This window comes from Streptomyces sp. NPDC107765 (genome assembly GCF_055657085.1).
Genome location: NZ_JBVKBL010000001.1, coordinates 238544 through 263616, shown reverse-complemented (window position 1 = coordinate 263616; position 25073 = coordinate 238544). Strand labels below are relative to the sequence as shown.

The 25073-nt window shown below is 68.1% G+C and carries 23 protein-coding genes; 8 read left to right on the top strand and 15 right to left on the bottom strand.

All coding sequences use genetic code 11. From position 1 onward, the window contains the following. Positions 1–245: 245 nt before the first annotated feature. Positions 246–887: a TetR/AcrR family transcriptional regulator gene (locus ACZ7MX_RS01265; RefSeq protein ID WP_472128128.1), complete on the bottom strand. Its 642-nt coding sequence runs from the start codon at positions 885–887 to the stop codon at positions 246–248. Between the two features lie 212 nt (positions 888–1099). Here ACZ7MX_RS01265 and ACZ7MX_RS01260 point away from each other — a divergent pair, with 212 nt between their 5' ends. Next, positions 1100–1516 carry a DUF6463 family protein gene (locus ACZ7MX_RS01260; RefSeq protein ID WP_472128126.1) on the top strand — a complete coding sequence of 139 codons (417 nt, stop codon included), beginning with the start codon at positions 1100–1102 and terminating at the stop codon, positions 1514–1516. Between the two features lie 176 nt (positions 1517–1692). Here ACZ7MX_RS01260 and ACZ7MX_RS01255 read toward each other — a convergent pair whose 3' ends face one another. The 4 genes from ACZ7MX_RS01255 to ACZ7MX_RS01240 all read right to left on the bottom strand — a co-directional run bounded on the left by ACZ7MX_RS01255 (position 1693) and on the right by ACZ7MX_RS01240 (position 6597). Next, positions 1693–3162, bottom strand: coding sequence for a pentapeptide repeat-containing protein (locus ACZ7MX_RS01255; RefSeq protein WP_472128124.1), 1470 nt, complete (start codon positions 3160–3162; stop codon positions 1693–1695). A gap of 511 nt (positions 3163–3673) precedes the next feature. Further along, entirely contained in the window at positions 3674–4453 is a 780-nt protein-coding gene (locus ACZ7MX_RS01250; RefSeq protein WP_472129247.1) for an NAD(P)-binding domain-containing protein, read from the bottom strand. Between the two features lie 190 nt (positions 4454–4643). Then, a complete protein-coding gene (locus ACZ7MX_RS01245) occupies positions 4644–5621 on the bottom strand; it encodes an aldo/keto reductase (protein WP_472128122.1) in 978 nt (325 codons plus the stop codon). A gap of 13 nt (positions 5622–5634) precedes the next feature. After that, the gene (locus tag ACZ7MX_RS01240) at positions 5635–6597 is read right to left on the bottom strand and encodes an alpha/beta hydrolase (RefSeq protein ID WP_472129245.1); all 963 of its coding nucleotides are present in this window, start codon (positions 6595–6597) and stop codon (positions 5635–5637) included. 148 nt (positions 6598–6745) lie between these two features. Between ACZ7MX_RS01240 and ACZ7MX_RS01235 the strand changes: the two genes are divergently transcribed. Both ACZ7MX_RS01235 and ACZ7MX_RS01230 read left to right on the top strand, forming a co-directional pair. Then, on the top strand, positions 6746–7435 hold the full coding sequence (locus tag ACZ7MX_RS01235; protein WP_472128120.1) for a TetR/AcrR family transcriptional regulator: 690 nt from the start codon (positions 6746–6748) through the stop codon (positions 7433–7435). Positions 7436–7777: 342 nt separating this feature from the next. After that, the gene (locus tag ACZ7MX_RS01230) at positions 7778–9094 is read left to right on the top strand and encodes a GNAT family N-acetyltransferase (RefSeq protein ID WP_472128118.1); all 1317 of its coding nucleotides are present in this window, start codon (positions 7778–7780) and stop codon (positions 9092–9094) included. A gap of 169 nt (positions 9095–9263) precedes the next feature. Here the strand turns inward: ACZ7MX_RS01230 and ACZ7MX_RS01225 are convergent, their stop codons facing one another. Next, a complete protein-coding gene (locus ACZ7MX_RS01225; protein WP_472128117.1) occupies positions 9264–9476 on the bottom strand; it encodes a DUF4287 domain-containing protein in 213 nt (70 codons plus the stop codon). A gap of 84 nt (positions 9477–9560) precedes the next feature. Continuing rightward, on the bottom strand, positions 9561–10238 hold the full coding sequence (locus ACZ7MX_RS01220) for a DUF998 domain-containing protein (protein WP_472128115.1): 678 nt from the start codon (positions 10236–10238) through the stop codon (positions 9561–9563). Positions 10239–10343: 105 nt separating this feature from the next. Here ACZ7MX_RS01220 and ACZ7MX_RS01215 point away from each other — a divergent pair, with 105 nt between their 5' ends. After that, positions 10344–10964, top strand: a complete 621-nt coding sequence (locus ACZ7MX_RS01215) for a TetR/AcrR family transcriptional regulator (RefSeq protein WP_472128113.1) — start codon at positions 10344–10346, stop codon at positions 10962–10964. A 673-nt stretch (positions 10965–11637) separates the two neighbouring features. Here ACZ7MX_RS01215 and ACZ7MX_RS01210 read toward each other — a convergent pair. The 7 genes from ACZ7MX_RS01210 to ACZ7MX_RS01180 all read right to left on the bottom strand — a co-directional run bounded on the left by ACZ7MX_RS01210 (position 11638) and on the right by ACZ7MX_RS01180 (position 17327). Next, entirely contained in the window at positions 11638–11868 is a 231-nt protein-coding gene (locus ACZ7MX_RS01210) for an e9imm peptide (protein WP_472128111.1), read from the bottom strand. A gap of 267 nt (positions 11869–12135) precedes the next feature. Further along, on the bottom strand, positions 12136–12549 hold the full coding sequence (locus tag ACZ7MX_RS01205) for a cytidine deaminase family protein (RefSeq protein WP_472128110.1): 414 nt from the start codon (positions 12547–12549) through the stop codon (positions 12136–12138). 1094 nt (positions 12550–13643) lie between these two features. Next, complete coding sequence (locus tag ACZ7MX_RS01200) at positions 13644–14045, bottom strand: hypothetical protein (RefSeq protein WP_472128108.1); 402 nt, start codon at positions 14043–14045, stop codon at positions 13644–13646. Further along, positions 14020–14232, bottom strand: a complete 213-nt coding sequence (locus tag ACZ7MX_RS01195; protein WP_472128107.1) for a helix-turn-helix transcriptional regulator — start codon at positions 14230–14232, stop codon at positions 14020–14022. Before ACZ7MX_RS01195 ends, ACZ7MX_RS01200 begins: the two co-directional genes overlap by 26 nt. Before the next feature lie 172 nt (positions 14233–14404). After that, entirely contained in the window at positions 14405–14953 is a 549-nt protein-coding gene (locus ACZ7MX_RS01190) for a hypothetical protein (protein ID WP_472128105.1), read from the bottom strand. Between the two features lie 368 nt (positions 14954–15321). Continuing rightward, positions 15322–16620 carry an erythromycin esterase family protein gene (locus ACZ7MX_RS01185; RefSeq protein ID WP_472128103.1) on the bottom strand — a complete coding sequence of 433 codons (1299 nt, stop codon included), beginning with the start codon at positions 16618–16620 and terminating at the stop codon, positions 15322–15324. 167 nt (positions 16621–16787) lie between these two features. Then, a complete protein-coding gene (locus ACZ7MX_RS01180) occupies positions 16788–17327 on the bottom strand; it encodes a 2'-5' RNA ligase family protein (protein WP_472129243.1) in 540 nt (179 codons plus the stop codon). A gap of 329 nt (positions 17328–17656) precedes the next feature. Between ACZ7MX_RS01180 and ACZ7MX_RS01175 the strand changes: the two genes are divergently transcribed. Both ACZ7MX_RS01175 and ACZ7MX_RS01170 read left to right on the top strand, forming a co-directional pair. Beyond that, the gene (locus ACZ7MX_RS01175) at positions 17657–19174 is read left to right on the top strand and encodes an FAD-dependent oxidoreductase (protein WP_472128101.1); all 1518 of its coding nucleotides are present in this window, start codon (positions 17657–17659) and stop codon (positions 19172–19174) included. Positions 19175–19623: 449 nt separating this feature from the next. Continuing rightward, positions 19624–20763, top strand: coding sequence for a ricin-type beta-trefoil lectin domain protein (locus ACZ7MX_RS01170; RefSeq protein WP_472128099.1), 1140 nt, complete (start codon positions 19624–19626; stop codon positions 20761–20763). A 133-nt stretch (positions 20764–20896) separates the two neighbouring features. On the opposite strand, the gene ACZ7MX_RS01165 is transcribed toward ACZ7MX_RS01170, so the two are convergent. Beyond that, on the bottom strand, positions 20897–23749 hold the full coding sequence (locus ACZ7MX_RS01165) for a helix-turn-helix transcriptional regulator (RefSeq protein WP_472128097.1): 2853 nt from the start codon (positions 23747–23749) through the stop codon (positions 20897–20899). Positions 23750–24054: 305 nt separating this feature from the next. Between ACZ7MX_RS01165 and ACZ7MX_RS01160 the strand changes: the two genes are divergently transcribed. Further along, the gene (locus ACZ7MX_RS01160; RefSeq protein WP_472128095.1) at positions 24055–24345 is read left to right on the top strand and encodes a hypothetical protein; all 291 of its coding nucleotides are present in this window, start codon (positions 24055–24057) and stop codon (positions 24343–24345) included. A gap of 269 nt (positions 24346–24614) precedes the next feature. Next, on the top strand, positions 24615–24872 hold the full coding sequence (locus ACZ7MX_RS01155; protein ID WP_472128093.1) for a hypothetical protein: 258 nt from the start codon (positions 24615–24617) through the stop codon (positions 24870–24872). The last annotated feature ends 201 nt before the right edge of the window (positions 24873–25073 follow it).

The following is a 25073-nucleotide window of genomic DNA, read 5'->3' as shown; positions in this document are numbered from 1 at the left end:
AGGCAGTGGCCCGACATGGCTCTGAGGGTCGCTGTGGACCGCGGCCGACCTCCTCAACGGGCTCGCATGGGACACGCATTGGGCACTGCACCGGGCACGCATCGGGCACGCATTCGGCACGCCGCTGTGATCGCCGAACGCATCGTGCGTTCGCCTCTGCAGACTCCCTGGCGGGGACACCGCACGCGATCAGTCAGTCAGCCAGCCAGTCAACCGCCCCTACCGCCCGTCTTGGAGGGGTTGGCCTACGTCACGACTTCCCTGCCGGAATCGTCTGGGCCGCCGGGAGGTCCGGGGCTGATGAGGGTGAGTGTCGCGTCGAGAAGGGCGGAGGTCAGGGCGGGGAGTTGGTCGGGGGATTGGGACAGCAGGAACAGCCAGGCGAACACGGGTCCGACCAGCAGGGCGTTGAGGGTTGCTGGGTCGGGGCGGGTGGTGAGTTCGCCACGTGCGGTCGCGCGGTCCAGGATCTCCTTGAGGGTCTGGCGCTGGGCTCCGAGGTATTTCTGGTCGAACCGGTCACGTAGTGCGGGGTCGGCGTGGATATCGGCCAGCAGGCCCGGGATCGTCCCCTGCGGTGGAATGGCCATGCTGTCCGCGATCTCGGCGAGCACGGCAGCCAGGTCGGCGCGGAGCGATCCGCGGTCGGGTGCCACGGCCAGGAACTGATCAGGCAGAAGAACGTCAAAGATCATTTCTTGTTTGGTGGCGTGGCGCCGATAGATCGCCGCCTTGCCCACGCCCGCTCGCGCGGCCACCTCAGCCATCGTGAGCTGCATATATCCCACCTCTGTCAGCAGCTCTCCAACGGCGGAGGCGATGGCGTCGTCGACGCGACTGTCTCGGGGGCGGCCCCCCTGATTGCGGGCTTGCTTTCGCACAGGCATGGAGGCATCATACGAAACCAACAGTATCGAAACCAGTAGTTCCGAAATTAGAGGGTTCATGCTTGGGGCTTCGGGTCGATACTTGCGCGCGCCCATGCATGCACCCGGGCTGCGAGCCGACCCGGTCCGGATTGACCCGCGCCCGAACCGCGGCCCCACCACAACCGTGTGAAGTCCCGCGGTTCCACATTCGCAACAGATGGGGGATTCAGATGATCAAATGCGCCGGCTGGCTCTTGGTGTTCTTCGGGGCCGCGCACACGCTCCTCGCCCTGACGGTGGAGGGAGCAGCACGCCACGCCGGGGAGTGGCTCAGTGGGTCGCTGTGGGGCGAAGACTTCTCCGAGATGAGCCCGGCCAACAGCGCGCTCTGGCTATCTCTGGAGAGTTTCGGCCCGCCACTCGTATTGGTCGGCCTGCTCGTCCTGTGGCTGGACCGCCGCAGCATCACACCACCGCCGTTCCTCGCGTGGACACTGGTGATCTGGAGCATCGTGGACGCCGTCATCCTCATCACCACGCCCTGGCCGCTCTTCCTGCTCGCGAACATCCTGCTGTTGGTCGGAGGCCGCCGCGCCGCCCGCCGCGCCAACCCCGAGCCACACACCGACACGACGCGGATGCCGTAGGAATCCGTGCGGTGACGGAGTTGGGTCACGTGTTTGATCCTGTTGACGTGGCCTTCGACGATGCCTGGGTTCCAAGGAGAGACTGAGGCCGGCATGGTGAGGCTGGCGGAAACGGCGTCGAGATCGCAACGAGGTTCCGTAACCCTTCAGGCGGCTGGCCCGCCCGCACGCCGAGGTCAGGGCTGTACCTCCTGGCCGACTGGGCCATGAGCCTCAGGTCCGGTCCCCTGCTCGCTGCGCCGGCATGCTGCGCGGAGCGTTGGGTCCAGTTGTGCCTTGTCGATCGTGCCCGCCGCGAGCAACTGGTCTGCTGTCAATCCCCGCGCCCTGCGAAGGTCGGCTCTGGTCAGATCGGCGCCTGTCAGATCTGCGTCGGTGAGGTCGGCGTGCCGCAGCTTCGCCCCGATGAGACTGGCGTTCCTCAATACGGCTCCGTTGAGGCGCGCTTGGTCGAGGCAGCTTCTATCGAGGCGCACCGGCTCCTCCTCTGCTCGGGCATCCGTCAGATCGGCATTGGTCAGGTCAGTGTTCACCAGGCGCGCACCCGACAACTTTCCACCAATCAAGGTTGCCCGCTGCAGATCTGACTTGGACAGGTCGGCATCGCGCAGATCTGCCTCGGTGAGGTCACAGGCCACCATATTTGCCAGGATGAAGACCGCCTCGCGCAGATCAGCGCCCTTCAGCTGTGCCTTGTTGCATCGGGAACCCGTAGCCAGCACCCGTCGAAGAGCGCAGTTTTCCAGGTTTGCTCGTCCCAGCGCAGCACGGACTAGGACAGCATTGGTCAGCACTGCTCCGCTCAGCTGCGCCCCATGCAGATTCTGGCGCGTCAGATAAGCACCGGCGAGGTGATATCCGTTGAGATCGATGCGGGACGAATGCAGCTTGGCGTGTCTGGTATTCAGCGCGGTCAGCGCCGCCTGGACATCGGCCGCTGGCCTTTCTGGGCCCGAGGGCACGAGCCCCGGGGGCAGAAGCAAGCCTGGAGCCGCTGTTGCCGGCACACCCTCCGACGTGCTCTCTCTCGCCTTCGGTGCCTGACGGCGGATGAACGTACGGACGATGTGCGTCACATGCTCTGCCTGTGTCGGCGCATCGTGGATGATCTGCTGAAGGGCGAGAATACCGCCGAGACGTACGAACTCTTCGGTGGACTCCAGGCGCTCCAGGGCCTTGGAGAGCCGATCTGTCACCTGGCCGCGGCGAATGAGCCGGTAGTTACGTGCGGTGTAGAGCAACGCGATCACGCCGCCGGCAGCAGCGCAGGCCTGAACGACGGCGAGCCGGTACTGTCCGACTGCCTGTGCACGCTCTGCAGGCTTCAGCCCCTTGTACTGCGGCACGACTGTCGAGGAGACGGCATCCCACAGGTGCTGCCCCCACAGCCAGATTGCGGCTACTGCCAACAGTGCGATTGCCAGGCCGATTTGACGGTCGCGCCGGTACCGCAGCCAGAGCACCAGAAAGATCGTGACACCGACGACCAGGGCACCGACCAGCAGTACCCAAGCCGCTAGCTTGCTACCCCTCAGGAGCGTCGCGACGAGCGACATGTACATAGCGACCAAGAAGAGAATTCCTGGTAGTGCGACGACGGCAGCGAGCACAGCGCGAACGGCGCGTACCGTTTTCTTGTATGCCACCGGCTCATTCCAGCCGAAACTCGCGCTGGGCGCGGCTATTTGAAACGTTCTTGTCCTGACCGGTCCGTTTCGGGTAGCTGTGCGACACTGCCGTCCGGTCATGGTCCGTCGTGGTCAGTTACGCACGGCTGATCACCCTGGCCGTGGCAACTATGCGGCCCAAGTTGGTCATCAGGCCAGCTGGTGTCAGTGCCCCGCACGTCGACGTGTGGCCGGTGACTTGGGTGGCCGGTGGCTTGCGGGGTTGTTGACTTGTGTGGTCGGCGAGTATCGACACGGGCCACCTCCCCCCCCCGTGACAGCCAGGTCCCGCAACCGCTCGTGAGGCGCGGGTCTCGGACCGCAACGCGGGAGCGTGTAGGTCTGACGTACGACCTCAACCTCTTTCCAGCGGCGTAGGTCACGCCCCCGCGCGTGGCGCGAACCCCGCCTCCCTCAACGTCCGGAAGCGTCGCCCCACACGGCCACCCCATGACGAAGTGCCGGAAGTGACGCCCCCTCCCGGGCGCTCTTACTGCAGATCGGCGAGGAGGCCATCCAGGGCCTTCTTGAGCGCTGCGGCGTTGGCCGGATCGAACCAGGTGGTACGGATGCGCTCGTTGTTGCCCTTCGGTGTCTCGTGGTCGGCGGCGAGTTGGTGTAGAGGCCGGGTTTCGTCGCCCAGGGAGCGGCCGACGTTCTGGAACAGACCGCGTACATAGCGGTCGGCGGCGTCGGGGACGATGCCGTGGCCGGCGGCCCACGAGGTGAGCGTGGCGAGGTAGGCGTAGTGGGCGGTGAGCGTCCCGGTCAGTGCGGAGAAGACGTTGAAGGCGGCCTCGTCCGGGACGGGGAGTGCGCCGCCCAGTTGCTCGAAGAGGGAGTCCACCACCGGGTGCGAGGGGCAGGTCACTGTGACGGAGCGGCGCTCGCGCACCGCGGGCAGGGGGATGGCGCGGACGATCGGGGCGCCGGTGGCGAGGGTCCGCCGCAGGTCGTCCGTGGCAACGCCGGCCATGAGGTTGACCACGATCTTCTCGTCGTCGACCTTCAGTCCGGCGAGCGCCTCGTGGTGGCCCTGGCGGCGTACGGCGATGATGACCAGCTCGGAGCGGTCCACCACCTCCTGGTTGTCGGCGCATATCCGGACGTCCTCGTAGCGCTCGGACAACTCGGCGGCCGTGCGGGCTCCCCGGGGAGGGAGGAAGATTTCCGGCGACGCACCGCGCCCGTGCCGCAGGCCCTCGACGATGGCCCGACCGATCTCGCCCACTCCGATGATGCCGATGCGCTTCACTGTGTCCTCCTGCATGGCGTCCTCCATGTCGTCTTCCATGTCGTCCTCACTGTGTTCTTCCATGTGGTCCTTCATGGGGCGTGGTGGTGGTGACCCGTGTGGTTGCGGGTTTGTGTCGTCGGGATGGTTGTCTTTTGCTTCTCAAGTGCAGGTTCGCATAGGGCGGTTGACGTTACGTTGGCTTCGTCATCAGGGCGCTTCTCCTTCATTGGTCGATCAGTGCGATGCCGTGGTCGCCGTATCGGGCTCCTTGGGCGCCGGTGGCTGGGACGGCGGCGTCGATGTCGCGGAGGTCGGCCGCGGTCAGGAGCAGGTCGAGGGCGGCCAGGTTGTCGCGCAGATGGGGGCGGCGGGAGCTGCCGGGGATGGGGATGACGTTGCTGCCGCGGGCGAGGAGCCAGGCGAGGGCGATCTGGGCGGGGGTGGCGTTCTTTGCGGCGGCGAGTCGGGTGAGGGCCTCGACGACGGCCAAGTTGGCCTTGAGGTCGTCGCCGTTGTAGCGGGGAGCGGTGGCGCGGAAGTCGCCGCTTTCATAGCGCGTGGTGGCGCGGACGGCTCCGGTGAGCAGGCCGCGGCCGAGAGGGCTGTAGGCGACCAGGGTGGCGTCGAGGGCGCGGAGCGCGGGCAGGATGTCGTTTTCGACGTGGCGCTCCCACAGCGAGTACTCGGTCTGGACGGCGCTGATCGGGTGGATGGCGTGGGCCCGGCGGAGGGTGGCGGCCGAGACTTCGGACAGGCCGATGTGGCGCACCTTGCCGTGGGCGACCAGTTCGGCCAGTGCACCGACCGACTCTTCAACGGGGACGGCGGGGTCGATACGGGCGAGGTAGTACAGGTCGATGTGGTCGGTGCGCAGCCGGCGCAACGACGCTTCGCAGGCACGCCGTAATGCGTTGGGCGAGCCGGCGGGGACCAGGCCCTCGGCGGTGCGGCGGACTCCCGTCTTGGTGGCCAGTACGACGCGATCGCGGTGCGGTGCGAGGGCCCGGCCGAGGAGTTCCTCGTTCGCTCCGTCGCCGTAGAAGTCGCCGGTGTCGAACAGGGTCACGCCCGAATCGAGGGCCTCCAGCAGGGTGGCCGCGGCCTCGTGCGGGTCGGCGGGGCCGTAGACGCCGGTCATGCTCATGCAGCCGAGGCCGAGTCGGGAGACCGCAGGGCCGTCGGGTCCAAGGGTGGGGTGCATCGTTCTTCCTCCGTCACTTTGCCAGGGCCGCGCGGAGGAACTGGAGGATCTCCGCCTGGGCGGCCTCAGCCTGTGGTTCCATGCCGGGCAGGGTGAGGAACGCGTGCCGCGCTCCCGGGTATTCGGTGAGCCGCACGGAGGTCCCGGCCGCCTGCAGTCGCTCGGCGTAGCGGCGGCCTTGATCGGCGACCGCGTCCTGGGTGGGCACCACCACGAGCGCCGGGGCGAGCCCGCCCAGGTCGTCCGCGTACAGCGGCGAGACCGCGCCGGCGTCGGCTCCCGGCGGGACGGCGAGCCGCTGGAAGAGCTGCAGTTGCGGCAGGGCCAGGGTCGGACTGGATGCGTACTCGGCGATCGAGGGGTAGTCGAACATCGTCCCGGTCACGTCGACTGCGGGGTTGACCAGCACCTGCGCCTTGAGCTCCAGGCCGGCCTCCCTGGCCCGAATGGCCGTCAGCGCGCTGATCAGCGCGCCGCAGCTCTCGCCGAAGACGGCCGTGCGCGCCGGGTCGACGCCCCACTGCGCTGCGTGCCGCATCACGTGCTGGAGCACGTCCCAGCCGTCGTCGGCGGCGTTCGCGAGCGGGCTGCCGGGGGCGAGGAGGCGGTGCTCGACCGAGACGACGAGGGCGGGCAGCCGCGCGGCGAGGTGGCTGTTGGTCCAGTCGCACTGCACCGCTGTGCCCACGAAGCCGCCTCCGTGGACATGGACCACGAGTGGGAGATCGGTTCGGGCCGCGGCGGCGTCGTCTTCCGTGGGGGCCGGCCGGTAGACCCGGACCGGGAGGTCGCGGCCGGGCAGCGCGATCTCCTGCCAATCGATCGCGGCGCCGGTGTCCGGCTCGCCGAGGATCGTTCGCGCCGCACCGGAGGCCCGGAAGCGGTTCTCCGCTTCGCGGTAGGCGAGCAGTTCCTCGGTCGTGATCGCCGAGAAGTCCGGCTCCGGCGGCCGCTTCGCGGCGGCGATCTCGTTCATATCTGTGGTCTCGGTCATGTCTCCTTCTCCCCCCTGGCCCGATGCCAGGTGTGTCGTTGCGTTCGGGCAGCACGTTGTCCTCATTATGCACGCGGTGCGTGCATCGGCAAGTGCATAGGTTAGGCTGAGTACCGACGAGAGGGGCGACATGACAGGCCGAAGGCGATGGTCGACCGAGGAGATCCTGGACACGGCGGTGGAACTGCTGCGCGCGAGCGACGCCGAGTCGTTCAGCGTGCGCAAACTCGCCGCAGCGCTCGGGACCGACTCCTCCAGCCTCTACCGGCACTTCCGCAACAAGACCGAACTTCTGCGCGCGGTTGCCGACCGGATCCTGCTGACCGCCATGGACGGCTACCGCCCCAAGGGCGACTGGAAGCAGCGCATCACCGCCCTGGCCTTGCGCCTGCGCGAAGCCTTCGGTGAGCAACCCCAACTGGCCGCGGTGTGGGGGCGCTACGGCTCCGGCGGCACCGGGTCCCGATTGGTCATGGAGGAGGTGCTGCAGGCCCTGCGCGCGTCCGGCCTGCCCGACGAGGAGGTCCCGGTGCGCTACCACCGCATCGTGATCCTCCTCGCCGCGCTGATCGCCTCCGAAGCCGGTATCAGCTCCATCAGCCCCAAGGAGTACGAACAGGGCATGGAGCAGTTCCGCGTCGCGGTACTCGGCGCCGACCCCGAACGCTTCCCTGCCCTGGCCCACTTCGCCCGCGACATCCGCCCCCTCGGAGCGGACCGCAGCGCCGCATTCGAAGAGATCCTCGCCGCCCAACTCGCCCACGTCGAGGCGCAGATCGAGCGCCACATCGAGCCCCAGACCCAGCCCCAGATCCCCTGACGTGCCCTCCCGGCCGGCTGCTGACGATGCGGGCCGGCGCTGCCGGTGGTGGCCGCCCGGATCGTCAAGCCTTCGCGCACGCGCGGGGATCACCGCCGCCGACGCCGACGACCCAACTCATCTTGGGGCCGGGCTGGAACCGGGTTGGGACCGGGCTGAACCGGTTTGGGGCCGGGTGGGGACCGGGCTAGGAGCGGGCTGGGGCCGGCTGGAATCGGGCTGTGCTGTGACCGTCCCGCGGCCCCGGCCGTAATTCGTTTGACCTGGCCAACGGGTCAACGCTGCACTGTCGCGGGACACCACGAGGCGTGGTGCCGGTACCCCGGGGAGGCGGCAGCAGCAATGGAGATCCGTCCTACGACCGACCAGGACCTCGACGTCTTCGTCGACACACTCCATGCCGCGTTCGGGCGCTTCCCGGAAACCCCGACCGAGGGCGGCGGCGGACTCTGGTGGTCGGCGCTCGAAATGGACCGCAACCTGCTCGCCATGACGGCGGACGGGCGGCCCGTGGGCACCGCCGGTGCGTACTCCTTCGAGCTCACCCTGCCTGGTGAGATCCTCGCCCCGACGTCCGGAGTGACCGCCGTCGGCGTCCTGCCCTCGCACCGACGCCAGGGCGTGCTCAGCGCGATGATGCGGCACCAACTCACCGAGCTGCGGGCCCGAGGGGAGTTCGTCTCCGTACTGCTGGCCTCCGAGGCCTTGATCTACCGCAGGTTCGGCTACGGACCGGCGACCTACACACAGCAGCTGACTGTGCCGCGCCACCAGGCCGCCTTCGCCCTGCCCCGGGCGCGCGGAACGGCCGGTGCCCCAGCGACCGGTTCGGACATGGGCTCGGGCACGGGATCGGATACGGGCTCGGAGACCGGATCGGATGCGGGCTTGGGGACCGGATCGGATGCGGGCTCGTACACGGGCTCGGTCGAGTTGCTGCGGCGTGCCGAGTGCGGCGAGATCCTGGAAGAGGTCTACGACCGGTACCGCCGCGCCCAACCCGGCGCGCTGTCCCGGCCGCACCGCTGGTGGGCTTCGGGAGCGGGGCAGCCTCCGGTCTCTTCGACGCCGCGCTACGTCGCCGTCCACCGGGCCGCCGACGGTGTCCCGAACGGTTACGCCAGCTACTCGGTCGAGTCCGGCACCCTGACGGTCGACGAGACCATCGCCACCGACGACACCGTCTTCACGGCCCTGGCCCGGTTCGTGCTCGGCCACGACCTGGTCACTCAGGTCCGGTTCAAGCACGTCCCGCCCGAGCACCCGCTGCGCTGGCAGCTCGCGGACTTCCGCGCCGGCCAGGTGAGCGAGGACACCGACTGGCTCTGGGTGCGGCTGCTGGACATCCCGCGTGCGCTGACCGCGCGCGGCTGGTTCACCGACGGCGAGCTCGTCCTCGACGTCGACGACCCGTTCCTCGGCGAGCACGGCCGCTACCTGCTGACCGTCCGGGACAGCAAGGCCGACTGCGTCCCGACGGACCGGGAACCCGACCTGTCCCTGGACGTGAGTGACCTGGGCTCGGTCTACCTCGGCGGCACCGCCCCCAGCACCCTCGTGCGTGCCGGACACATCCGGCCCCACCACCCGGGCGCGGCCACCCTCGCCGACGCCCTCTTCCGCGCCAAGCGCCCTCCGCACTGCCTGCACTGGTTCTGACCGCGCGCTCGCCGACCTCGCACACGTCCCGCAACCGCTCGCGAACATGCACGTCGCGTAGCGCGGCTCCATTCGTCGCCTCCCGCGGTTCTGTCTTGAGAAGAACAGCACCGGGGCCGAGCATGCCTACCGCGGGACCTGCAAAGGTACCGCGGCGCAGGTGCGACGGTTACTTGCCGCTGACTTCGGTGAGAGTGTGGGCGACGAGGGCGTTGGCGTGGCCGTGGCCGAGGCCATGCTCGGTCTTGAGCCAGGCGACGAGTTCCATGTGCTTGGTCAGGGGCGTGGCGCGGATGAGTTCCTTCCATTCCGCAATCGGCCGGCCGTACTTCTTCTCGATCGAGGGGAAGTAGCTGGCGGGACCCTTTACCGGTGCCGTCATGGGTGTTGTCCTACCTCTTCACTTCGGAGAGTTCATGGAGATCACGCTTGTTGTTTGTGTGTTCAACGGGCCTGGCGGCTACGGCTAGTTCTGCGCGACCGGGGGCGCGGTGGCCAGCCGGGCAGTGATCGCGGTCAGCCACAGCAGGCCGAGGGCGGCTCCGGCGGTGAAGGCCAGCACGGTGGCGGAGGACGCGGCGAACCCCGCGAGGACGCCGAGCGGCACCAGGCGGGAACCCAGGGCCCAGCCGCGCTGTCGCCGGGCGGCGAAGTGGCGGGCCAGCATCAAAAAGCATGCGCACAGGGCGAGGAAGCCCACCATGGCACTGAGCATGTGCAGCCCGCCGTGCCAGCTGAGGGAGGCGGCTGGGGCATCGGGAGCGCCGGCGGGGAATCCCGCGCCCGGGTCGGCGGTGAACACCGCGGCGAGGACGAACGAGGCACCGAACACGCGGACCAGCCGCGGCGCCCAGCGCCCTTCGGTCGTGCCGGCCAGCGTGCGGCGGATTCCGGCGGCACCGGCGATGGCCAATGCGCCTGTGAGCAGGAAGCTCGTGACCTGGATCCATCCAAGTTCGCCCAGGCTGAGCTGACTGATCGCGTTGCGGCTGAAGTCAAAGCCGTCGCGGGCGAGTCCCTGGACTGCGCCGACGCCCAGGAACAGCGGACCGGCCGCGATGCCACCTGCAAGCAGGGCCTGCGTCTTCGGCCGTCTCGCCGATACGTAGGCGGCGGCGGACGGAGCGTCGATGGCCTGAGTCATGGAATCCCCCTGAATAGAACTAGACGGTGTGGTACTCGCTTGGAGCCGAGCGCTAGAGTAGCCACGAAGAAACTAGACTGTCCAGTACTGAGGAGAGGGTGGGGCATGGCTGTGAGCGAAGAAGGCCGGTCGGCACGCAAGCACACGGCGATCATGAACGCGGCGACCAGGGCGTTCATGGCCAACGGCTACGCCGGAACCAGCATGGACGACATCGCCAAGCTCGCCGCGGTCTCCAAGCAGACCGTCTACAAGCACTTCACCGACAAGGAGAAGCTGTTCACCGAGATCGTCCTTGCCACCACCGACCGTGTCGATGCCATGGTCGAGCTGGTGGCCGACATCCCGGCCGACGCCCAGGCCCTTGAGGACAACCTCACCCGCCTGGCCCACCAGTTCCTGACCGCCCTCACCCAGCCCGAAGTACTCCAACTCCGGCGCCTGATCATCGCCAACGCCGACACGTTCCCCCAACTCGGCGCCGCCTGGTACGAGCAGGGCTTCGAACGCATCCTGGCCACTCTCGCAACCACCTTCCAACGGCTCGACGACCACGGCCTCCTCCGCATCGCCGACTCCCACCTGGCCGCCAACCACTTCTCCGGCCTGCTGCTCTGGATCCCCGTCAACAAGGCCATGTTCCATGGAAGCCCGCAGCACACGCAGGACGAACTCGACCGCTACGCGTCCGCCGGCGTCCAAGCCTTCCTCGCCGCCTACCGCTGACCTCAACGACACCCAACGGGGCCGCCCCTCACGTGGCTTTGGACATGACCTGACGCTGGTTCGCCGTGGGCACCTGACACCAGCGAGGTGGAGAGCCAGCAGCGAGTCGACGGGTTGACGGACGCCATGGCGGGGCTGCCGTGGCGGCAGCAGACGGAGCCGCTGTGTACTGCGATGCCCAGTTCGGTTCTCGCGGCGTTCTGGCTACGTGCCTGGCGGTACTCGGCGGGCCACGGCGGCCGGTGCGTTGATGTTGAGGAATTGACGGCAGGGGGCGTCGGGCCGCTAGGAGCTGTCCGGGCGATCAAGTGGCCGCCCTGCGGCTCCGCGGGCCGGTCCGGGCCGGCCCGCGCACGAAGCCCGACAGCGTCGCGGCCGACAACGGATACAGCAACGGCCCGTGTCGTGGTACCTACGGCGCCGGGGCATCCGGCACACGATCCCGGAGCAGACCGATAGCCAGGCCGCCCGCCTACGAAAAGGCTCACGCGGCGGACGACCACCCGGCTTCGACGAAGAGCGGTACAAGAAGCGCAACACCGTTGAACGAGCGATCAACAGGCTGAAGCGTTCCCGGGCCGTGGCCACTCGCTATGACAAGCGCGGCTACGTCTTCCTCGGCACTGCAACAACCGCAGCTCTGCTCATCTGGCTTCCGAGTTGAGCCCCGACCTCACAACGCGATGGGCCGATACGCCAGGGCCTGATCGACTACCTCCTTAGCCGAAAGCTCCCGCTCCGACGGCCAGAAGATCAAGTCGCTGACATAACCGGACGGGCATGCCAGGGCTCTGTCGAGCCTGTCCAGCCAGCCGTCCACCTCGTCGTCTGAGGCGTAGTCCGCTTGCATGATCCGCTGCACGAGCGTGACGGCATCCGAGCGACTCATCTCCACAGCACTCATCAGGTCCCCCCCGCCGAGTACCGCTTCCGCGGACAACTTCACCATTGCCTCCAAACCCGGCAGCCGTTCGACAGAGTACGCGGTGGACCTCGTGGGCGGACTTCCTGGTCATTCTCGTGGGACTAGGTATGACGGCCGGGCTGCCTCGTTCGTCGGCCAGCTTCCTCTGGTCTGCCCGGTGATCCAAACGAAACGGCCTGGTTCCGCACCAGACAACGTTCGCCCTGTTGCCGGCTGGCGGTGTCAGCCCGTGCTGAGTGACGCGGTCTACTCGGCCTTGAGCTGGTGGTCAGCCCAGACGTAGCTTTCGGGCAGCAAGTCGGTGATGAGGACGGTCCGGATGAGGTCGTCTTCGCCGACGATGACCTTGAGGGCAGGGAAGTAGTCGAGAAGGACCTGACGGCACCGACCGCAAGGGGGAACAACCCCGCGGTCGCGGTCGCCCACGGCGACGATGGTGTCCAGCTCGTAGGCTCCCTGGGCGGCTGCCGCGCCGATGAGGACCAGCTCAGCGCAGGGGCCTCCGGTGAAGTGGTAGGCGTTCACCGCGGTGACGATCCGGCCGTCCTGGGCACGGGCTGCGGCTGCCATGGTGTGGTTGTCGCCCCGGCAGCGCGTGCGTGCGACTTCAGCTGCGGCCTGGATGAGTTCATGGTCGACGTGCTGGGTCTGCGTGGTCATCTTCTCCGCCTTTCTCGGGTGTCAGGCGACGTTGGCCTGCGGGGCGAGGGTGCGCAACCGAATATCTAGGGGGTGCTTGTTGGGCGTGCGGAAACCTTATGCCGCCCCGGCTCTGACAGGTGTGTGGCTGGATGGGCGAGCAGCTCCGGGCGGCGTCAACCGCCCGGAGCTGCTGTGCGGGGTGTCTAGCAGCCGAATCCGCCGGACGACGTCCAGTGGTTGAGCCGGGCCCATGTCTTGTGGCCGACGATGCCGTCGCCTTGCCCTTGTAGTGGTCGCGTCCGACGAGGGCGAGGGGGCTGCATCAGGTGTCGAAAGCGACGCCCCGCACGGGCTGCAGGCAACCGGCTTGGTCCCTCCCGCCCGGGGAACTCTTGCGGAGGCCAGCATGTCGCCCCCCGGCATGGAGAAGGGAGCCCTGGGTGAGGACAGTCGGTGCAGCGCACCCTTTGAGGGCCCGTACGCGATCACGTGGCGGGTGTGCACACGTGTCGAGAGCGACCGCGTCTCCTTCGCCTTGAAGATCACCAACCACAGCCGGGCAGAGGCCACGGTCAAGGCCCGTCTGGAGTACGCACAAGCCACGAAGTTCCACCGGTGCCCGAACGCGCCCCACCCCCAGCAGCTCAGCGTCCCGGCAGGTAAGACCCTCATCACGGATCCCAGGCAGTGCACTGCGCCCCGGAATCAAACGCCGTTCGCCTATCAGGGGGTTGGCTGGGTACTCGCTGCAGAAGCTACTGCGGGCTCCTGTGAACTGTCTCCCACCGCCCATGTCTATCCCGACCGTGTCATCTGGAAGCCGGACCTGGTGTGACGTCGAGCGCCGCCCCACCAGCACGGAGCGCAGCAAGCGACAGTCGCACGGCGTCCAGGCGCATCGCGCGGGCATGTGCAGGAACTCGTTTGCACCATCTGCGCAGCAAGTCAATTCAGAGCAACAGGACGAAGCGGCGGCAGACGTGCATGCGGCGGAACTGTCCTTATAGCGCTTCCTTTGTCCTCAGCCTCGTCCGGCACCGATCCCCAGTGACCAGGTTGATGGCGTTGCCTGGTCGGACATGCGGTGGCGAGCCGTCCGAGGCGATGCCTTCTCAGGTGCGCCGAGACAAGAGGGCGACGAACGTGATGTAGGTGATGGCGGCGGTGGCCACGAACCAGATGTACGGATCGCCGCTTCTTCCGGAGGCCAGTTCACCGATGAAGGCGCTGAGATTCCCCACGGTGAGCACAATGCCCGTGCCGGCCCAGGCCAGCCCTCCGATCCGGGCGAAGCGCTCGTCGGGAGCCTTCTCGGTGAGGCCCTGATAGGTCTCGCTCCGGCGTCCCAGCAGCACTAAGACAAGGCTGCAGACCGCCAGGATCCCGAACGTCACCAGGCCGAGAGTGAGATGGCCGCTGACAGTCGCGGCCACGAGGCAGGCGGCTCCGACGGCGAGGAAGAAGCCGGGCACGGCCCGCCTGGCTGTGTTACTGGTCAACTGCTGGGCTTTCATTGGCATGAAACATCTCCTCAACGCTGACCTCGAAGAACTTGGCCATGGACAAGGCGAGCGGCAGGGAAGGTGTGTACCGCTCGGTCTCGATGGCGTTGATCGTTTGCCGTGAGACCCCGAGGGCTGTGCCCAGCTGGCCCTGGGAGAGCCCTCGTGACGACCGCAGCTTCCTGACGCTGTTGCGCATGTGTAAAGCTTACTTGTCACCTCTCGACGCTTGTCAAGCTTGCTTTACAGGGGGTAGGGCTCACACGCCGCTTCGGGCTCCGTGTTCATCGTGCTGGTCTCACGGACATTTCGCGGCGCTGTGATCGACAAGTGCGGTCTGAACTCCGACCGCCCTATGCAAGCCCAGGCACTCACTCAGCAGTCGTTGCCCGGCGGCGGGGGGAGCGGTGGCGGCGGTAGTAGGAGATGGTGACGGCAGCAAGGAGCGGGCCCCAGAGGACCAATGGTTGGTAGAGGATGCCGACGACGAGGTTCCCAACAGGCGTCATGGCAGTGTGCGGGTATGTCCACCACCACGGGACAGTGGCCCAGAGCAGGGGCAGCGCCACCGCGCCGAAAGCGGCAGGGACGACGGCGGCCATGGGACGGAGTCTTCGCCCTCCGATCAACGGTACCCAGCGGGGCACGACCTCGCCCCAGGGCCGCACCAGACCGATCGTCAGGAAGGCGCCCAACTCGCAGAGCACGCTGAGGGTCAGCATCCACACCTTTGCCCCCATCGTCTCGAAGCCGGCGAAGCCTGCATCGCTGTATCCAGCTGGATATCCGAGCACCAAGAGGATGCGCCACAGGCCGCTCGGCAGGACCACCAACGTCGTCGAATGGGCGGCCCATACCGCCCAACCAGGAGCTGGTGCCGTGGAGGTGACATGGGTGGACGGGTTCGACTGGATGCTCATGAGAGGCATCTTCACGTGTTCCGCGGAGCGTTCCATCGTCCTGCGTGGCTGTCTCGGGTAGCCACCTGGCACGAGGCCTGGACGACGGATCCACCACGCGGGGGAACCACCCTCATACTCCGAGACGATGGACTCAGCGACTGTGTACGCGCTTCCCCAAAGCTCTTCGTCGAGCGGTGAGTTGATTGGCGAGCAGGTTGGCCACCCACGCCATCCTGCAGGTGGAGGTGCCGGATGCGCCGGGCAGTCACGTCTGTGCGACATCGGCTGCAGAACATGGGCCCGCTGGAGCCGATTGAGATCACGCACGGCAATGAAGTGGTCAAGAGGCGTTGGCGCGGCCCGAGTGGGCGGGGCCGGCGTCGGGTCTACTCGCCGAGGTCCGCTGTGAGCGTGGTGCGGGGCACGCTGACCACCGCGTCGTAGGCGTCCAGGGCGGGGACGGGGAGGAAGCCGTCGTCCATGCGGATGCAGGTCGGCTCCGGCAGGTCGTGGTCCCGGGAGTGCGCGCGCAGGGCGCGGAGGTCCACCAGTGCTGGTGCCTCCGGCACCCCCGAGAACAGGGCCTCCAGGCTGTCGGGCGGCGCCGCCGGGGCGTCGGCTGCGGACTGGCGCATCCCGGCGGGATGTGCCGGATCGGGCACGTTGCGCACGGTCCGGCCGCCGCCGCTGGTCAGTGCCACAGACACGTAATCCGTTCCGAGTGCCTGGGCGAGGGCGTGCCCCATGGGGATACGGGGAAGCGGACTGCCTTCGGGGCTTGTGGTGCGCTGAATGTGGGCGTTGTGCGCGGCGACCACGATGCGGGCGCCGGGTGCGGACTGGTCGAGCAGCTCCAGCAGGCTGTCGGCCAGGTAGCGGTCGCGGGCGGCGAGATCGGCGGCGTCCGGTGCGCCGCCGAAGAGTTCGGACATCGCGCGCTGCATCTGGTCGGTGCGCCAGGCTGCCCAGACGTCCGAGAGAGCGCGTTCGTAGGCGTCGGGTCCGCTGCACCGGACGTAGATTTCGCGCATGGCGGTGACGCGGTTGAGCAGTCGGCCGAGCGTTGCCGAGAGCCGGTCCTGCGGCTCGGGGCCGAGGGCGAGGCGGGCGTGGGCGGAGACGAGGCCCGAGCCGCCCGTGAGCGGCTCTGCCAGTTCCAGGGCGGTACGGGCGTAGCGTGCCGCGCCGGGATCGACTTCGGCCAGATACCTGGCGACCGGCTCCAGTGCGGGCGCCAGCGAGCCGCCGGCTGCCGGGATGTCGAGTCCGGCGAAGCGGACCGGGTGCGGTGCCGTGACGTTGTGGGAGCGCAGCCACCGTATGGCGTCGCGGCCCTCGGCGGACTGGCCCGGGTAGCCGTCCGGATGAGGCGTGAGCAACGTGTCGAGGTCGCCGTCACCACCCTGCACCCAGGCATCGACGGCCCGTCCGGAGGCAGCCCCGAACTCCACGGCGTAAACGGTGAATCCGCATTCCTGGACCAGAAAGCGCAGTATGCGTGCGCGCAGCAGCCCGAACTCGCGTATCTGGTGGGAGTTTTCGCCGAGAGCGACCACTCGCGCCTCGCCGACGAGTCGGCGCAGCATTGCCAGATCGTCGAACGGGGCATGGGGATCGTCGGCGGTCAGGCGGATGGCGTTCCGGGTTGTCCATTCAGCGAGGGTGAGTGGATGACTGGTGCCCATGATCGCGACCCTAGCAGTCGGCGCTCAGGTTGGGGCGTCGGTAATGCCGCGGCCGGAACAGCAGCACGTAAGGACGGCAACCGGCGGGTCAGCGGCCGCGTTTGTGGCGCAGCAAACTCCTCATTAGGGCTGTGCCTGCAACGGTCCTTACAAAACAAACAGACGCGTCAACCATGGAGCGCGAACGACGCCCGGTCCTGCCACTTCGTGCCGTCATGCACCACGAGGTCAACTGACGAGACTCGGGAGGTGAAGGGCGGTTTGCTGAGGACGTCGGCCTCGATCTCCTCCAGGACAGCATCGTCCTGGCCGTCGGCGACGGTCAGGTGGGGTACGACGTCGGTGAACCTGCCGCCGTAGGGAGGAGCCTCGGGCCACCGGTCAGTGATCACCTCGGTGAGCCGCCGCAACGGCGTGTCCGGCTCAGGACGGAGAAACAGCACACCCGGAAACCGCCCGCAGCTCTCGAATCGCAGGTCAAAGGCATGATGCCTGCCGAGCACGTCAGCGAGAGCCGAGCAGACACGCTGATCCATTCGGCTCTCGTCGAGGAATGGGAAAAGCACCGTGATATGTGCGGGAACGCCGGCCCGGGCTGACGGATCGAACCGTTCACGCCATGCGCGGACGGCCGGCTCTGCTTCCGGGATCCTGACGATGAGTCCCGTCTGCCCTGCCTGAAATCCACTCGTGCTGTCGTCTGTCATGCCACGGCATGCTGCCATCTCCGAGGCTGACAGGGCCCGGCGTGCCGCCTCCACGCGCACCCTCTCCACGTACGCCGCCGGCAGGGTGCCGAGTTCGGTGGTGAACCGGCGCTGTACGTGATGCGGTGGGGATCCTGACTGGCACGGCCCTTGACGTGTTTGGAAGGAACGAGCGGCGGAGCCGCGGTGTCGGCGGCTTGTCGGGGGCTGTCGCTGGGGTGTTGGTGGCATATCGGGGACTGTCGGTCCGGTGTCGGTGGTGACTGGCACCTTTCGAGAGGTCCTGCCGGGTGTCCACCCGGCTGTGGGTTGGGAAAGGTATCTCTCTCGTGCATGACGTAGTGATCGTGGGCGCTGGCCCGGTTGGTTTGTTCCTTGCCTGCGAGCTTGGGCTCGCTGGTTGTTCTGTCCTGGTGCTTGAGCGGGAGTCGGAGCCCCGCTCTCCGTTCAAGGCGAAGCCGCTCGGGATGCGGGGCCTGTCCGCCGCGTCGGTCGAGGCGTTCTACCGCCGCGGGATGTTGCACCAGTTGCGGGCTGCATCGGGTGCCCCCGCCGACTCCGGCGCGGATCCCGATGCGCACGAACCGTTCGCCCTCCGTGGCGTGGGCCATTTCGCCGGCATGGTGCTCGATCCGGCCCAGGTCGACGTCGCCGCCCTGCCGTACCGGCTTCCCGGCCCGGCGATGGAGAGCATGCTGACCTACCTCGAAGCGGTCGAGACGCTGCTGTCCGAGCAGGCCTCTCGGCTCGGCGTGGAAATCAGGCACGGCGCCACGGTCTCCGCCATCGCCCAGAACGATGAGGTCGCGGTCGCGCGAGCCGGCGGGCACGAGTACGCGGCGCGCTGGGTCGTCGGCTGTGATGGCGGACGCAGTGTGGTGCGTGGGCTCGCTGGATTCGAATTCGTCGGCACCAAGCCGCAGTTCACCGGTTACACCATGCACGCCACCGTCGCCGATTCCGAGAAGCTGCGCTCCGGGATCCACCTGACGCCGACGGGCATGTACCTCCGGCCCTCGGAAGGGCACATCGCGATGATGGACTTCGACGGCGGCGCGTTCGACCGATCGCAGCAGCCGACTCGTGACCATCTCCAGGCGGTTCTGCGCCGGGTATCCGGCACCGAGGTGACGCTGAGCGAGGTGCATCTCGCATCGAGCTTCACCGATCGGGCGATGCAGACGACGACCTACCGACGGGGACGCGTCCTGCTCGCGGGCGACGCCGCTCACATCCACTCGCCCCTTGGCGGGCAGGGACTCAACACCGGCATCGGCGACGCCATGAACCTGGGATGGAAGCTCGCGGCGACCGTGCACGGATACGCGCCGGACGGGCTGCTCGACACCTACACCCGCGAGCGCCATCCGATCGGCGCAAAGGTGCTCGACTGGTCGCGCGCCCAGGTGGCGGCCATGCGGCCGGACCCGCATGGACGGGCGGTGCAAGGAGTGATGCGCGACCTGATCGGGACCCGTGACGGAACGACCTACATGTTCGAGAGGATCTCGGGAGCCTCCATCCGTTACGACCTCGGTAGCGAGCATCCCCTGGTCGGCCGCAGCGCCCCGGACCTTCGCCTCGAAGACGGCACTCGGCTCGGCGATCTGATGCGGGACGGACGGGGCGTCGCGCTGGATTTCAGCGCCGACCGGTGCCTGCATGGTTCAGCGACGGGCTGGGGGAGTCGGCTGCGGTATGTAGCCGGTCCGGCGAGGAACGACCTCGGACTGGGGGCCGTGCTCGTCCGGCCCGACGGCGTGGTCGCGTGGGCAGGTGAGCGCAATCCTGATCGGGAAGCGTTTGAGCGGGCTGCCAGTCAGTGGCTCGGGGGTCCGGAAATCTGAAGCAGCTGGCCCGTTCTCCTCAGCATTCCTCTCCTCACCCGAGCTTCCGGTCTCGGGTTCGGCTACCCGCTGCGCGTCGCGGGGGAGTGGGGGCCCCGGCACCCGGAACGGCCCGTGACCTGGCTGAACACCGCACACGCGGGCGACAAGGTAAGGGGCCTCGAAGGCTTGGTCGCGTGACCGGGCCTCGCGATCGGCCGCAACACCGGCGATCGCGAGGGGCTCGGCCGGCCAGGCCACCCCGGGCGGGCCGCGGGCACAAGTTCCGAAAACCCTCCGTCAGTTGAAGGATGTAACACCGCGTGGGCCCTCGTACGTTGGCACCGCCGCAGCGAGCCTCAGCCGCGGGTGGGGGTTCCTCTCCTGTCCGGAAGGCATTGCTGCGGTGAAAAGGCTGGTCATCGAACCCGCCTCACAGGCAAGAACTGCCGAAGGAGAACAGACCAACCATGATCACCGAGTCGACCCCCCACGGGTCGGTGCGGCGGACGATGGCCGCATTCGCCGCGGTTGCCCTCGCCACGCTCGCCACCTCAGTGTCGCCGCTCACCACCGGAACGGCCCACGCGGACACCCCCACTCTGGCGGGCCTGTCCCTATCACCGCGCCTGCCCCAGGCGGACGGCCTTGCGGCGTCCTTGGACCTGGCGAAGGACTCGTCGGACTACGGAACCGAAATCGTCATCAACAAGTCGCCGATCGCGAGCTGGAGCATCGTGCCCAACGGTGACGGTAGCTTCCTGATCCGCAACGACAAGACGCAGAAGTGCCTGGACTTCAACACCGACAACAACCATCTCGTCGAGCCGGTGTACTGCGACCAGAAGAACAGCAAGCAGAACTGGTACCTGCAGCCCTCGGCCGGTGGCGGCGGTTACTACCTGATCCGCAACGTCAACACCGACAAGTGCATGGATGTGTTCGGGGGAAGCAGTAACGACGGTACGACAGTCGGCATCTCCGGCTGCAACCGCGGCAGCAACCAGGAATGGACGATCGGCCCGACGCCCAGCCCGGGTTACACGGGTCCCACCCTCTCGGATCTGGCCACCGCGTACGCGCTGAAGCAGTGCAGCAACGGTTCCAGCATCATCAAGTCGTGTGACTACGACATCACCGGCGACAGCGTGGCGTCCGTGGGGAACCTGCATCGGGTCAGCTCCAACGTGTGGAACAACAGCACCGATCCCGCTGACCGGACCATCACCTGGACGCAGACCTCGTCCCAGACCAACACGGTGGGCACCTCCCTCACCGTCACCAGCGAGGTCGGGATCAACGTGGAAATCGTCACGGCCAAGGTCAGCACCGCGATCAGCGCACGCTACGAGCATTCCTGGACGCAGACCGACACCGTGAGCGATGCCAACAAGATATCCGTGAAGCCGAACAACTACAGCTGGGCGATGCGAGGCCAGCTGATGAAGACGGTGACGGGTAAGTGGACGTTCACCAACGACCTCGGTGACACCTGGTCCGGCGAGGGCACCGCCACCGTCCCCGCCGTCGACGGCACCGACGGGCTCAGCAGCAACCTGGTGCTGTGCACGAGCGACAGCCTCGCCAAGGAGTGCGTCGACAACCGGTAACCAGCGCCGGGCTGAAGAGCACTGCACGTCGATGTCTGACGGCGCACCGTCGGACAGTTCCCCGGCCTCCGCGTACGGAGCCGGGGAACACCGCGTCGGCCCGCCGCACCCAGCACCGGTCGGCGCCAGACGCCTACGTGGGTGACTGGCCGGAATTCTGCCGGCGGGTCACCTCCGCGGCGATCTCGACCCGCGAGGTCATCGCCAGCTTCCTGAGGATGCTGGACACATGGGTGCTGACGGTGCTTCGCGCGATGCACAGCCGAGCCGCGATCTCGGGATTGGAACACCCTTCGGCCACATGCTCCGCAACCAGTCGTTCCGTATGGGTGAGTGCCTGCCAGCCGTCGCGGACGCCGGTCCGGGCCCGGTGGGAGCCCCGGCGGACGGCGACCGCTCGCAGCCGGGACGTCGCCTGTGTCACGTCCCAGACCGCGCCCAGCTGCGTGTACGTGTCCAGCGCCTGATCGAGCAGGAGACGGGCCTCGTCCGGTCGCCCTCGGCGGGCCAGTATTTCCGCCGCATCGGTACAGGTGTGTGCCGCGTTGAGGGGCCGCGGAGCGTTGCGGTAGCAGCGGACCGCTTCCATGAGCAGGTCGGGGTCCTCGTTCAGCAGGCCCTGGCAACGGTAGGCGTCACCGAGGTGGTAGAGGCCGCCGCTGTGCTCGGCGCGCTGCTGCGCGGCGGCGGCGTATCGTCGTGCGTTCTCGTGATGCCCCCGGGCCAGGGCCAGTCGGACCAGATCGGGTGTCAGGAAGCCCAGGATCAGCCGGCCGGGCAGGTGGCCGACGCCCTTGTCGAACGCCTCGGCAAGCCGGAGGTACGCGCGCTCGGCATCGCCCTGCGCCTCGTCCAGAAGGGCGCCCGCGCACAGCGGCAGATACTCGTAGAAGGCGGCTACCGTCACGTTGTCGATCTCGGGCAGCGTGGCCTTCAGGTGTGCTTCGGCATCGGGGCGCCGGCCTCTGTGCACGGCGATCATCGCTGACACCGCCCGCAGTGCCCGGCTCATCGAGGCGACCTGGCCTCCGTAATCGAGACCTGCTGCGACCTCCGCCAGCGCATCGTCCCAGCGCCCCGAGTGGAAGGCGAGCAGCGCGCAGGACAGGTGGTACCAGGGCAGGAAAACCCCTCCGGTGCGCTCCGCCGGTCTTCGTACGGCGGCGAGGGTCTGCCGGGCGTCCTGGCCGAGGTCGAGGTCGATGTAGCAGTTGCCCAGGGAGAGTTGCAGCCCCAGCCACTGGGCCGGGTGCATCGTGTCGGGTGTGAGGCGGGAGGCCTGCCGGGCCAGTTCGACCGCTTCTGCGTCCGGTGTTTCGAGAAAGCGCTTGGCGGCCAGTACGTGCAGGGCGCTGGCCAGGGCGGAACCGTCACCGGCCTCGTCGGCGAGGCATCGGGCACGTGAGGCGACCGCCCCGGCTTCGGTGAGGTCGCCCAGCGCGAAGAGACACACCGCGCTGAATGCCTGGAGCCGGACCCTCTCGATCGCCGGTATGTCCGGGCTCCGGCATCCGGCCCGTGCCTCTGCCAGTGCCAGATCGGGTCGGCCGCGGGCGAACGCGGCCTGGATGACGATCCAGCGCAGCAAGCATTCCGGACCGGGTTCCGGTGCCTTGGCCAGTGCGGAGCGGGCGCTTTCCTCCGCTTCGGCGAGGTGACCGGCGGACAGCTGTGCCACGGCGTGGTGCAGTGGGAGATTGCCGTACCCGGCATCCGTGGGATCGCCGAGTTCCAGCGCCGTGGTGATCAGCCGCAGCGCCATGGCTGGTGCCCGGGTGGTGAGCCGTGCCGCGGCTCCCTCCAGCCACCTGATCAGGAAATCCGGGCTCGGCACCCCGTTGAGCAGGTGCTCGGCGACGCGTTCGGGCGCCGCCCCGGATTCGGCAAGACACTGTGCCGCTCGCGTGTGCAGCATGGCCCGCAGCGGTCCCGGCACGGCGTCGTACAGCGCGTGCCGGATCAGTTCGTGGCGAAAGCCCAGGAACGGGCCGGAGTCCGTCAGTACTCCGGATGCCTCGGCCTCCGCCATGATGGTCAGCAGGTCGCGTGTCGGGATGTCCGCGACCGCTGCGAGTTCGGCCGTGGTGCAACTGGCGCCCAGTACGGCGACGATGCGCAGCATCTGCAGCACGTCCTCACGCAGGTACCGAAGCCGGTGGGTCACCAGAGCGGTCAGCGGCGGCAGCGAACAGCCGGCCGCGATGTCCGCCATCGAGTCGGCGCCGGTCTCGATGGCGTGCTCGCGCTGCAACGCGGCGATCAACTCCGTGAGGTACAGCGGGTTTCCGGCAGCTCCCTCGGCCATGCGCCGCAGCCGCGGGCCGACCTCCCGGCCGCACAGCTTTCTCAGCAGGGTCGCCACGGCTTGCGCATCCAGTGGTGCCAGTTCCAGCAGGGTGTGGTTGCCGGTGATCCGGTTTCGTGACAGGCGGTCGACGTCCCCCGCTCCGGGCAGCGGCCGGTGGGCGCCCACCACCAGCAGCGGCAGTTGGTGCACCGACCGCACCAGCTTGTGCAGCACCGCCACACTCGCCGCATCGGCCCACTGGAGGTCGTCGAGGAACAGCGCCAGAGGGCCCTGCGCGCACAAGTCCTCGACCAGCCCGACCATCGCCTCGATCGTCGCGGCGTACGCCCCCGCCGCCTCGCTCCTCGCGCCCGGCAGACCATAGCGGGCATCGCCCCGCAGGACCTCGGCGGCCTCCGCCCGCCGGTCGTCCGAGGGGGACTCCTCGATCCTCAAGCAGCTTGAGATGAAGGCGAACGGGCACGGCCGGGCCAGGCGCTGGGCACGGCCGTACAGCACCCGTATGCCCAAACGCCGTGCGTCCGCGGCGGCCTGCTCAAGCACCGCGGTCTTCCCGAGACCGGCCTCACCCACGACGAATCCGGCCCGACCTTCCCCCGCGAGCGTGGACTCCGCCAACCTGGACAGCTCCGCCAACTCCGCCGCACGACCCAGAAGACGACCTTCAAAAGATGTCATGCAACCCCCACGCGCCATGCAATGTCAGGGATTTCATAGCACACGTCTTGGATATGCCTAGTAAAGGACCACTCTCTGGACGGATCGTCAGTACGCCCACCCCCACGCAAACGACAGTCCTCGGGCACCGGCCGGGCACCGCCCCGCCCTCCCGAGGACCGCGACCCCATCGCGCCGGCGGGCCGTTCGGATGACCAAGGACGGCCCTTCAGGTGATCTCCCGGACTCCTTACGAGGAGGCAGCCGCCGCAAGGGGTACGGCGTTGCAGCAAGCACGCCCCTTGAACCCCACGAGGAGATCGGCCATGTACGTAGCAGTCCGGCGGTACGAAGGGGTGACCGATCCAGGCGAGGCGGCACGCCAGGTCAAGGAAGGGTTCGTACCGCTCGTGCGCCAAATCCCCGGCTTCGTGGCCTACTACTGGGTCGACGCCGGGAACGGCGTGATGGTCTCGACCAGCGTCTTCCGCGACCAGGCCGGCGCCGAACAATCGGTCTCCAAGGCAGCGGAATTCGTACGGGACAACAACCTCGCGACGCTGCTGCCCAACCCACCGCAGGTCTCGGCCGGAGAGGTCGTGGCCTCCGCGGACTAGCCGACGGCCGGCACCGCAAGCCTGGCGAAGGCCACTGGACGAAGAAGTCGACGCGAGCCCTTGCCGGGTAGTTCCGCGAGCCCGGCAGGGGCCCCTTGGCGCGGGCCCGGGCCGAGCTGTCCGAAGCACGGCCCAGACACCCCGCTGACCAGGCCGGACAACGGCCGGGCTGTCCCGGACATGTCCCGGACGGTCGAACGGTTCCCTCGTCTTGGCTGCCCTGGCGAGGATGGCGACTGCCCACAACACTTCGACCGTGAGGGGACATCATGCGTACCCGAATATGGATCACCAGTGCCGCGATGGGAGCCACCCTGCTGATCGGCGGAGCTGCTGCCACAGCGCAGGCAGCGCCCTCGTCCTCGTCGAACGGCACGACAGCGAGCAGTACGTCAGCCGCGGGCGGGATCTACGTCGGTACCTACCGCAGCCTGTCGGCCTGCAAGGCGGACGGCCGGAACTCGGCCCAGCGGTGGACATGCGTGCCCCGGCCGGACGGCAAGTTCGACCTCTATGTCTACAACTGAGCACCGAGCACTGAGCACCGAGCACTGAGCACTCACACTGAGCAACTGAGCAACTGACGTGGCGTGAACCCCGGTTGGCGCGTGCCCCTGTGAGAGGCACGCGCCTTCTGGTTGCCTCGGGGCCGCCGCGAAGGGCCGCCGGGCCGCCGGCAGCGTCGCTGCTTGCATCCGGGGTCGGCCCCAGCGGTGCCGGCGTTCGCT

Excerpts from the sequence above, each read along its gene's own strand:
- ACZ7MX_RS01265 (WP_472128128.1), bottom strand. The coding sequence starts at position 887 with ATGCCTGTGCGAAAGCAAGCCCGCAATCAGGGGGGCCGCCCCCGAGAC.
- ACZ7MX_RS01260 (WP_472128126.1), top strand. The coding sequence starts at position 1,100 with ATGATCAAATGCGCCGGCTGGCTCTTGGTGTTCTTCGGGGCCGCGCAC.
- ACZ7MX_RS01250 (WP_472129247.1), bottom strand. The coding sequence starts at position 4,453 with ATGCAGGAGGACACAGTGAAGCGCATCGGCATCATCGGAGTGGGCGAG.
- ACZ7MX_RS01245 (WP_472128122.1), bottom strand. The coding sequence starts at position 5,621 with ATGCACCCCACCCTTGGACCCGACGGCCCTGCGGTCTCCCGACTCGGC.
- ACZ7MX_RS01240 (WP_472129245.1), bottom strand. The coding sequence starts at position 6,597 with ATGAACGAGATCGCCGCCGCGAAGCGGCCGCCGGAGCCGGACTTCTCG.
- ACZ7MX_RS01235 (WP_472128120.1), top strand. The coding sequence starts at position 6,746 with ATGACAGGCCGAAGGCGATGGTCGACCGAGGAGATCCTGGACACGGCG.
- ACZ7MX_RS01230 (WP_472128118.1), top strand. The coding sequence starts at position 7,778 with ATGGAGATCCGTCCTACGACCGACCAGGACCTCGACGTCTTCGTCGAC.
- ACZ7MX_RS01225 (WP_472128117.1), bottom strand. The coding sequence starts at position 9,476 with ATGACGGCACCGGTAAAGGGTCCCGCCAGCTACTTCCCCTCGATCGAG.
- ACZ7MX_RS01220 (WP_472128115.1), bottom strand. The coding sequence starts at position 10,238 with ATGACTCAGGCCATCGACGCTCCGTCCGCCGCCGCCTACGTATCGGCG.
- ACZ7MX_RS01215 (WP_472128113.1), top strand. The coding sequence starts at position 10,344 with ATGGCTGTGAGCGAAGAAGGCCGGTCGGCACGCAAGCACACGGCGATC.
- ACZ7MX_RS01210 (WP_472128111.1), bottom strand. The coding sequence starts at position 11,868 with ATGAGTGCTGTGGAGATGAGTCGCTCGGATGCCGTCACGCTCGTGCAG.
- ACZ7MX_RS01205 (WP_472128110.1), bottom strand. The coding sequence starts at position 12,549 with ATGACCACGCAGACCCAGCACGTCGACCATGAACTCATCCAGGCCGCA.
- ACZ7MX_RS01200 (WP_472128108.1), bottom strand. The coding sequence starts at position 14,045 with ATGAAAGCCCAGCAGTTGACCAGTAACACAGCCAGGCGGGCCGTGCCC.
- ACZ7MX_RS01195 (WP_472128107.1), bottom strand. The coding sequence starts at position 14,232 with ATGCGCAACAGCGTCAGGAAGCTGCGGTCGTCACGAGGGCTCTCCCAG.
- ACZ7MX_RS01190 (WP_472128105.1), bottom strand. The coding sequence starts at position 14,953 with ATGAGCATCCAGTCGAACCCGTCCACCCATGTCACCTCCACGGCACCA.
- ACZ7MX_RS01185 (WP_472128103.1), bottom strand. The coding sequence starts at position 16,620 with ATGGGCACCAGTCATCCACTCACCCTCGCTGAATGGACAACCCGGAAC.
- ACZ7MX_RS01180 (WP_472129243.1), bottom strand. The coding sequence starts at position 17,327 with ATGACAGACGACAGCACGAGTGGATTTCAGGCAGGGCAGACGGGACTC.
- ACZ7MX_RS01170 (WP_472128099.1), top strand. The coding sequence starts at position 19,624 with ATGATCACCGAGTCGACCCCCCACGGGTCGGTGCGGCGGACGATGGCC.
- ACZ7MX_RS01165 (WP_472128097.1), bottom strand. The coding sequence starts at position 23,749 with ATGACATCTTTTGAAGGTCGTCTTCTGGGTCGTGCGGCGGAGTTGGCG.
- ACZ7MX_RS01160 (WP_472128095.1), top strand. The coding sequence starts at position 24,055 with ATGTACGTAGCAGTCCGGCGGTACGAAGGGGTGACCGATCCAGGCGAG.
- ACZ7MX_RS01155 (WP_472128093.1), top strand. The coding sequence starts at position 24,615 with ATGCGTACCCGAATATGGATCACCAGTGCCGCGATGGGAGCCACCCTG.